This is a genomic window from Kitasatospora saccharophila, assembly GCF_039529925.1.
GTDB lineage: Bacteria > Actinomycetota > Actinomycetes > Streptomycetales > Streptomycetaceae > Kitasatospora > Kitasatospora saccharophila.
The window spans coordinates 1-8,807 of sequence record NZ_BAAANS010000123.1; the positions used below are offsets into that span (position 1 = coordinate 1).

Here is an 8,807-nt window from a genome sequence, read left to right on the forward strand (position 1 = left end):
GCTACGAACGCAAAGCCGACCACTTCGCCGCCTTCGCCAGCATCGCAGCAGCCATCATCTGCACCCGCAGACTCACCAAATGAGATGTCTTCTAACTTGAGACGGGTCAGCACTGTCCTCTGACAATAGATCTTGACCGTTTGCCAAGCGATCTTGACCGCCCGGTTTAGGGTGCTTCGTGTTCGATTGCGCCGGGATTTTCGTAGAGTGCGAGCTCGGCCTCGCGGGTGCGGACGCTCTTCGCGCGGCAGTTCCGTGAGCACGTCTCGGCGTCGGGCGAGCGCCTGGAGGACCGGACGAACCGGGTGCCGCAGGTGATGCACGAGATGATCGACCGCTGGCCGGGGAGGACGGCCCGGCTCGAGGGCGCGCTGATCAGGAGACCGCTCCGGCGCCGGCACCGGTCCGTGCACCACCACGGCGGCTGGGGTTCGGTCCCCGGTTTCGGTGGGACCCCGCAGTACTCGCAGAGCAGGCGGGTGGGCGAGGGCGGGGGTGTCCGCTCCAGGACTCCTTGCAGTTTGAGGAGGCTGCGCCCGGTCGCGGCGGCGAGGCGGGCCCAGCTGAGGGTGCTGCGATAGCCAGGAGGGTCGCATAGGTAGGCGCGAAGGACCGTGGGTTTGAGGTAGTTCGCCTCCGCGAGGCGGATGATGAACGATTCCGCGCCTTCGCAGGGGCGCGGGAAGACCTGAACCGGGAGCTTCACGACTGGAGGAGTGCTCACCTGCGGGCTTTCCGTTTCCGGTCCTGCGCGCTCGCGGTGACGTCGAGAGGAACGGCTTCGAGGCCGGCCTGGGTGATCTCCTCGGCCTCGGTGAGGATCGCGTCGATCGCGGCGCCGCGGATCTGGTGGGAGAGGGCGCCGATCATGCCGCCGGTGCGTTCGTGGAGGTAGTGGTCCAGGGCGGCGAGGGTGCCGGGCTTGTGGCGGTGCAGCAGCAGGGTGTCCTCCATCGTCTTGACCAGGCCCTTCCACTCGTCGTTGTAGGGGAAGGGGTGGGTCGGGATGAGGGTGAAGCGACCGGCGATCTGCGCCCCGCGGGTGCCCTGGAGGATCGTGCTGTGCTCGATGTCGATGCCGGCGTAGATGAACGTCGCCGGGATGCGCTCGGAGAAGTACTTGAGCGTGTCGGAGACCTCGGCGCCCTGACGGGTGGTCAGGGATATGTTGTGCACCTCGTCGACGATCACCAGGCCGGTGCGGACGGTGGTGCAGACGCCGACGACGGCCTCGATGATGTCGGCGGTGGTGAGCCGGCTGTGGACCGGCAGGCCGAGGAAGCGGGCGAACTCGGCGGCGATCATGCGGGCGGTGGCGGCCGGCGGGACGGTGACGTAGACGACCGGAATCCGGCCGTGGGCCTGGGGATGGACGGCCCGGTCGTTGAGCTCGTGCACCAGGCCGAGCTGGGTGACGGCGATCGTCTTCCCGGTCCCTGCCGGGCCGGAGACGATCAGGCCCCGCCGTGCGCTGATCGCGTGCCGGTTCAGCATCACCAGGCGGCGGCCGGTGGTGACGGTGTGCCGGACCGTGGAGGTCGCCACCACCATCAGCCGGGCGTGGTGATCGATCCGGATCTCCTCGTATCGCCGCCGGACCGGCTCCGCCAGCTTGACGTACTCCTCCGGCGACGGCAGGTGCGGCGTCGGAGGAGTCCCGAGGGTGAACCGCCGCCAGCCGTCCTTCGTGGTCAGGTGCTGTCCTGCGTCATCGGTGTCCGGCGTCGTCATCGGCGTCTCCAGGGGTCTTCGAGCGGGTCGAACAAACCGAGCGGGATCACCTCGGCGAGCTTCTCCTCGGCCGCGGCCGGCTCGGGTGCGGGCTCGCAGTCGTCGGCGGTTTGCGCGGGCAGCGGGGCGGTCGGCGCGGTGGCCTTGGTCCGGGCGGCGACCCGCCGGTCGCGCCGGTTCGGCTTGGCCGTGGGCTCCGCGGCCGGCCCGGCGTGGGCGCGGGTGAGAAGGGCGGCGACCGCGGCGGCGATCTCCACCTCGGTGGCGCCGGGCAGCTGATGGCTAACGTGGTCCCAGGCCAGGTCGCCGAACGGGACCGGTGCCCGGTGCAGGTGCTTCCAGGTCGCCTGAACCCAGGGCCGCCCCTCGCGGCGGTGGTCACGCACCCAGACCCGGGAGACGTCGTAGGGGTCGCGGTGGACCTCCCAGAGGCCGCGCTTGGCGGCGATGCCGGAGTCCTGGCGCCTCAAGGGCGTGAGCTCGGGGCTGTCGTAGGTGCGGTGTTTGATCTTGATGCCGTAGTCGTTGACCGCCCGCCACTCTGCGGGCAGGAGCTCGACGTAATCGTCGCCGCTCAGCGCGACGGGAACGTAGCCGCATGCCTCGACCAGGGCGGCGTACTTCTCGTTCGGGGTGAACTTCCGGCTCGGGTGGGCGGGGTCGCGCAGGCCGTCGTGCGGCCGGTTCTGCCACTGCGCGACGATCCACTCGTCCAGCAGTTCCTGGAGTTCCAGCAGCGACCAGAGCCGCTCGCGTTCCGGGTGCCGGCCGCGGTGGTCCGCGCTGCGGCCCAGGTGGCCCGGCAGGAACTGGACGAACAGCGACGCGACGGAGGCTAGCATCTTCTCGATGTGGCCCTTCTCGAAGCCCGAGCCCTTGTGCGCGGGCTGGAAGTCGATCTCCAGGAACCGGCACGACGACTTGAAGTTGCGGGAGACGAACACCGCCCCGTGGTCGCAGACGATCATCTCCGGGACGATCACCGGCCGGGCGGCGGCGTGCTCCAAGCGCTCGTCCAGGCTCAGCAGCCGGCGGTGCGGCAGCACCGAACGCGACATCCGCAGGGCCTCCGCCCAGCCCGGCCGCATCAGCTCCGGGGTGACGGTGCGGGCCAGTAGCACGCTCGCGTCGACCGCCTTCGTGGTCGGCCGCAGCACCGCCGCGGTGAGCGTGCGCGTCGCGACGTCGATCATCGCGGTCAGCTCGACCCTGCCCGGGACACCGTCGTCGAGCAGGACCATCACGTCGACCGGCGTCGAGTCGATCTGCATCACCTCGCCCGGCGCGAACGCCGGCAGCTCGCCGAAGGGCGTCTTCGCCCCGTGGGCCCTGGAACGGCGGGTGGTCGCGGCGCCGAACGTGTGGGTGCCGCGGGTCAGCTTCGCCAGCACCCGGTAGAGGGTGCGCTCCGAGGGCAACTCGATGTCCTTCGACTCGGGGTCCTGGCGCAGGATCTCCCCGGTCCGCCAGAGGAGATACGACCCGGTCCTGGTGGAGGCGTCGACCGCTTCGCTGATCGCCACCCGCATCGCCGCGACCACCCGCTCGTCCACCGAGCCGAACCCGGGCGGCTTCGGAGCGAGCCGGTGGTCGATCAGGCCGAGCACGCCGTCTGCCTTGTACTTCCTGCGCAGGTTGCCGACCGCGCTGGCCGACACCTCGTGGCCAGCCGCCGTCAGCTCGGCGGCCTTCACCCGCTGCCGGGCCGTCACCGACGTCTCGGGTCCGAATCCCGGCCGCGGCAGTGTGTCCGGCTCGGCCTCAGGGCGCCGGCCGTGCAGGACCTCGAGGATGTGCCCCTCCCACCACAACGCCTTCTCGATCGCCTCGGGCGGGAAGGTCTCCAGCGCGGACTGAGCCGGCAGCGGCATCCGGACCGGCAGGTCGACCACGGCGAAGTCCGGCCCCCCGGTCAGCTCCGCCACCGAGACCTCCTGCGGCCCGCCAGCGGTGTCCGTCAACGTCACCGTCCTCGCGCTCACGCCCACGACCGCGCGGACCTGCCCCGCGTGGCGCACCCAGGCGCCGACCGCGATCCCGACCGGCCGCTGGAGTCCGCTCATCGTGATCCCCTCCCTGTCCGCACCAAGGCGTCGGACGACAGCAGTTCGCCCGCCAGGTCGGCGACCAGGTCGCCGTTCCAGAGCAGGTGGAACAGCACCGGCAGCACCAGCAGCGGATCGCCCAACCGGGCCGCGCCGGACCTCAGCAGCGCGGGCTCGGCGAACACGTCGAGCAGCTGCTCGGCGACGTCCGGGCGCATGCAGCGGCGTCGGCGGTAGCGCGACAGCCAGCGGACGTTCGCCATCAGCACCGGGTCCGGCTCGCCGACGCGGGCGAACTCCCAGTCCACTGCCCGGCAGGCCCGCTCCGTCGCCTCGAACGCCTCGGCCGCGGCCTGGTCGATCCGGTCGCCGGCCCGGACGTCCACGACCCGGCCGCGGCCGTCGGCCAGCCGCACGAAGTAGTCCGGCGCGTGCCGGCGCTGCCGCTGCCCGTCGTGCCAGTGCAGCCAGAATGGCTGCGAGGCGATCCCGACCACGGCGGGGTCGCGGTCCAGCAGGATCAGCCGATCCCGCTCCAGCCACGACTCGTAGCCGACGTGGTCGCCCACGGTCGCCGAGAAGTACAAGCCCGCGAAGCCCTGGCCGTCCTTCGCCCACCGGAACTCTCGCACCGGATCGGCGGTCTCGAACCGCCGGTTCCAGCCCTGGCCCAGCGGAAGCCGACGGCGCTCACCGACCTCGACGAAGTCCAGCTCGAACGCCGACAGGTCGGCATCGCCGTACGCCAACGCGACAACCGCCACCGACTCCCCCACCACCGGTCAAGATCAAGTGGCAGGAACCTACTGGCGGTCAAGATCGAATGGCAAACGGTCGCGGTCACCTTGACGGCCATCGTCAAGGTGACCGCCGGCATCGGGGCGGGAAGCACTATCGGAACCCGGCCGTCAGGAAAGCGGACCGGCCAGCAGCTGGGCGGCCAGGTCGTGCAGTTCGGCCACCAGTTCCTTCGTCAGCCCGCCGCCGTGCTCCTGTTGGTCCTCCGCGAGATACAGCCATCGGCGGACCGGCCACAGCGGCGAGTCGAGGTCGTCGGCGGGGCACAGCTCGAAGCCGATCCGCTCGGCCGCCACCAACGGATCGAGGCGGCCGTCCAGCAGGTCCCGCAGGCAGTACCGCGCCAGCGCCCGGTCGCGGGCCTCGAGGGTGGCAGGCAGCCGCAGCGCTGGCCAGAGTTCCTGCTCCAGCTCGGCCAACAGTCGGCGCGCCTCCAGAACGTCCTCCTCGGGCAGCACGCCGAGCTCCCACAAGCTCGGGGTGTCCGCCCCGCCAGCGAGTGCCGTCCGGGCAGCCTCCACCGCAACGGCGACCGTCTCCGGGTAGCCGGCGGTCCCGCGCTCCAGCAGCACCCGGCGCAGCGGTTCCAGTGCCTGCTCCAGCTCCATGGCGCGAGCGTAGCCGCCCACTCCGGTATAGAGCGACGCGATTTGATCCGGCAGCAGCCGGCGCACTCCGCCAGCACGGCATCGCCGTACGCCCGTGCAGCAACCTCCATCACTGCCCCCGGCCACCAGTCAAGATCAGGTGGCAGAAACCGGCGGCGGTCAAGATCAGGTGGCAAACGGTCAAGATCGCCTGTCAGAGGTCAAGCACCTTTCGCAGCAGGATGTCCCAGCTCTGCCCCAGGCCAAGCCGCACCGGTGCCACCAGGGGAAACAGCCTGGGACTGTCCCAGCAAAACGGACGAACCGGACCTGCTGGGACGGTGATGGGACACTGCTGGGACACCCCTTGTCTCACCTTTCCCCATCTGTCCTCTGACAGGTGATCTTGACCGATTGACAGGCGAGTCTGACCGCCGGTTCGTCTCCCGGGCGGTTCTCTACAAGGGCGAGTAGGTCTGGTACTTGCCCTGCAGGGAGGAGGCGGCCGCGTCGGCCACGTCGACACGGGGACCGGCTGCGCATCCCCGGAGGAACTCCGTGACGCGGGGGCCCGGCCATCCTGCCGCGGCGGCAGCGGCCCAGAAGCGGAGGCCGTCATGGGCGTCCAGGGGATCGAGGAAGTCGAGGACGTAGTCGATCGTGGCCGCGTCCAGGACGAGTCGTTGCATAGCGACGGCGCGCAGGGCGCCGTCGGCGAGCATCGGGGTGCCGGTCTCCAAGCACCAGCGCAGAGAGTGGACCGTTTCGTCCGGCGTGCTCAACCGGATGACAGCGTCACCGAGCGCGGTGTACACCATGGTCGCCTCGAAAGGCCGCTGGGCGAGTTCCCGGATCAGCCCGAGGGCGGGCCGGTGACCGCACGCCCCGAGTGCCATGACCAGCTGGTACTGGGTCTCCCACGTACGGGTGTCGCGAACCTCCCGCTGCAGGGCTTCCAGCAACGACGGACCGGCGGCAGGATCGGCAAGCCGCCGCAGGCGCAGGGCAGCGGAACGCCGCTTGGGCGAAAGCCGATGGCCGAGCTGCCCTACGGCTTCGTCCAAGGTCAGTGCCATCTCGAATCCCATCCAGTCGGTTCTGTACCGGCGAAGCGTAGGTGTTCGCCCTGACAAAGCGGTTCGCAGTTTCACGGCACCGGGCGGCCCTGCCACCGGTCAAGATCGCTTGACAGAAATCCCCCGTCCGTCAAGGTCACCTGTCAATCGGTCAAGATCGGCTGTCAAAGGTCACCATCCCGGGAGACAGACATCTCAGGGTGTTAAGGCGTCAAGCTGGGAGGAGTTGGACGACGCCGACCCATGTGGATTCGCTGGACCAGTCGTGGAACACACGGACTCTCCAGGGCCCTGCAGGTATATGTACCGGGGCCTGCTCTGGCTGGCCCCGGCCGTCGGGGTAGGGCACACCGAGGCTGCTGCCGGCCTCGGCCGAGTCCATCAGCACAGCCGGACCGTCGGTCTGCCACACCCCGCATTCCTCCCACGGCGTCTCCGGATCGTTCAGCACCGCCTGGGCGGCAGCGATCAACTCGACATCGGAGTCTGCTGCGAGCCAGCGGATGAAGGCTCGCAGCTCGGCGAGGTAACAGGTACTGGAGGGTTCGTCGCCCAGCACGAGCGCGGCAACAGTGCTGTGGCCGCTCAAGCTGATCACCTCGGCCAGGCCCTCAACCTTGCAGGCACGGTCGTAGTCGTCCGGTTGATCACCGTTGCCGACGATCATGCCGTTCTCGGTACAGCCACCCCACTGGTGCAACGCCGACACCGGGAGGACGATCAGAGGGCCACCCATGGACTCGACCCAGGCCAGGTCGAGGGCCTCGTGTACGGCAGGTTGATCAGAATCCATGCGCGCAGTGTGCCGCTGGGCTGTGACACGTAGGGCGTGTATCGAAGGTGCACTCCGAATCGAGCAGTGCTCCCTTGGAGTGGTCCCGTTTCCGGATTGCGGGTGCGACCTGTGCTTTCTACGCTCACCTGAGCAGGCGGATTGGCACCCTTTCCTGATGTGGGCATTTCAATCTCTGGGTTCTGGGTCGCTGGGCGGACGGGAGACACGGTGGTTGAGTGGCGTCGAGCGGTGAGAACAGCGGGGCGTTCTTCGAGCGCACTGCCTCTGGCGGTGATGCTCGGCGTCGCGGTCGTGGACGCCCTCACCGGCTCCGCCTACAACCTGCTGCCCGTCTATGCGGCAGGCCCTGCGATCGCCGCCGCGCGGGGAACCATCCGCAACGTTGTGGCGATGGGTGCCGTCGCGATTCTCCTGTGCCTGCTGTTCGCCGCGAAGGCGCACCGGTTCGGCGCCCTGCGGATGTACGTCGCGCTGGTCGCCATCGTCTACGTGACGCTCGGGGCGGTGTACGCGGCACGGTGCCGGCAGAAGACCGAGAGCCGCCTGCTGGATGTCCAGGAAGTCGCCAAGACGCTGGAGGACGTGCTGTTCGTTCCCCTGCCGCCGGCGATCGGGCCCGTCCGTCTGGGAGCGTCCTACGTCTCCGCGAGCCGCGCCACCCGTGTCGGGGGAGACCTGTACGAGGCCGTAGCCTCCCCCTTCGGCGTGCGCCTGGTCATCGCCGATGTCCAGGGCAAGGGCCTGCAGACCGTACGCTGCGCGGCGGTAGTACTGGCAGCCTTCCGTGAAGCCGGCCACGAGATCGAGGATCTGGCAGACATCGGCCGCCGCATCGAGGCCGCACTGGACCGTCGAACGGACGGCCAGCGGTTCGTCACCGGCATCCTCGCCCAGATCAGCCCTGCCGGACATTTCCTCATGCTCAACCACGGCCACCCCCCGCCACTGCTGCTCACGCACGACGGCGAAATCAGCTCGGTCGAGGCCGACGAGACGATCCCGCCCTTCGGCCTCAGCGCGCTTGCCGCCCCCGTCCAGGACAGCGTGACAAGGCTGACCCTCCACGCCGGGGACCGGCTCTTGTTCTACACCGACGGCCTGAGCGAGGCCCGGAACGGCGAGGGGCGGTTCTATCCCGTGATCGAACGGGTGGGGCCACTGCTGAGGGGCGGCAGTCCGAAAGAATCCCTTGCCCGGGTGCGGGCCGATGCCGCGGACTTCACCGGCACCCAGCCCGAGGACGACTCCGCCCTTCTCCTGGTGGAGTTCACTGGCGGACAGGCCGTCCCGAGGGATCAGGTACTCGGCGAGGGGGCTGCATGAGCTGGCTGTCTCCCGGATCGCGGAGCCGCTGTGTGAAGCTCTGGCTCACAGCCACTCGCCGGGAGCTGCGACGGGTACGGTCGCCCCGCACCGCACCGCGAGCTTGTCGTACCGGGTGGGTGCGCCACGAGGCGCCGTGGAGTCGAGTGAGGTGAGAGGCCATCACCGCCGGGTTGTCGCAGCAACCTGGTTGAAGCTGGGGGCAGTTCGTCTCGGGGGATGCCGACCCGAGCGGTAAGCAGCCCCGACCAAGCCGGGACGGGCTGGTACTGCCAGACGGTTCACGCCCTAGTACTGCAACAGTGCTTACTCTGACGAGGCTTCAGCTCTTGGGCTGTGGCCTCGTCTCTTGTAAGAAGCGATTCCCAAACCGAAGGTAGGGTCACGTTTTCGCAGGTGAGGTGTGTGGCCGTCGCTCGGTAGGCATGCTCGGACCGTCATGTCGGTGCGG

At 69.3% G+C, this 8,807-nt stretch carries 7 protein-coding genes; 1 reads left to right on the top strand and 6 read right to left on the bottom strand.

Annotated features, from left to right (window positions below):
• Positions 1 to 720: 720 nt before the first annotated feature.
• From ABD345_RS39350 to ABD345_RS39375, 6 genes are all read right to left on the bottom strand, one after another.
• On the bottom strand, positions 721 to 1,731 hold the full coding sequence (locus ABD345_RS39350) for a TniB family NTP-binding protein (RefSeq protein WP_344559549.1): 1,011 nt from the start codon (positions 1,729 to 1,731) through the stop codon (positions 721 to 723).
• Entirely contained in the window at positions 1,728 to 3,794 is a 2,067-nt protein-coding gene (locus tag ABD345_RS39355; protein WP_344559551.1) for a Mu transposase C-terminal domain-containing protein, read from the bottom strand. The genes ABD345_RS39350 and ABD345_RS39355 overlap by 4 nt, the downstream gene beginning before the upstream one ends.
• Positions 3,791 to 4,540 carry a TnsA-like heteromeric transposase endonuclease subunit gene (locus tag ABD345_RS39360; RefSeq protein ID WP_344559553.1) on the bottom strand — a complete coding sequence of 250 codons (750 nt, stop codon included), beginning with the start codon at positions 4,538 to 4,540 and terminating at the stop codon, positions 3,791 to 3,793. Before ABD345_RS39360 ends, ABD345_RS39355 begins: the two co-directional genes overlap by 4 nt.
• 144 nt (positions 4,541 to 4,684) lie before the next feature.
• Positions 4,685 to 5,182 (bottom strand): hypothetical protein, encoded by a 498-nt coding sequence (locus ABD345_RS39365; protein WP_344559555.1) that lies wholly within the window; start codon positions 5,180 to 5,182, stop codon positions 4,685 to 4,687.
• A gap of 437 nt (positions 5,183 to 5,619) precedes the next feature.
• Positions 5,620 to 6,249, bottom strand: a complete 630-nt coding sequence (locus ABD345_RS39370) for a HEAT repeat domain-containing protein (RefSeq protein ID WP_344559557.1) — start codon at positions 6,247 to 6,249, stop codon at positions 5,620 to 5,622.
• A gap of 199 nt (positions 6,250 to 6,448) precedes the next feature.
• Complete coding sequence (locus ABD345_RS39375; RefSeq protein ID WP_344559559.1) at positions 6,449 to 7,030, bottom strand: Imm21 family immunity protein; 582 nt, start codon at positions 7,028 to 7,030, stop codon at positions 6,449 to 6,451.
• 276 nt (positions 7,031 to 7,306) lie between these two features.
• On the opposite strand from ABD345_RS39375, the gene ABD345_RS39380 reads away from it, so the two are divergent.
• Entirely contained in the window at positions 7,307 to 8,356 is a 1,050-nt protein-coding gene (locus ABD345_RS39380; RefSeq protein ID WP_344559561.1) for a PP2C family protein-serine/threonine phosphatase, read from the top strand.
• Positions 8,357 to 8,807: the final 451 nt, after the last annotated feature.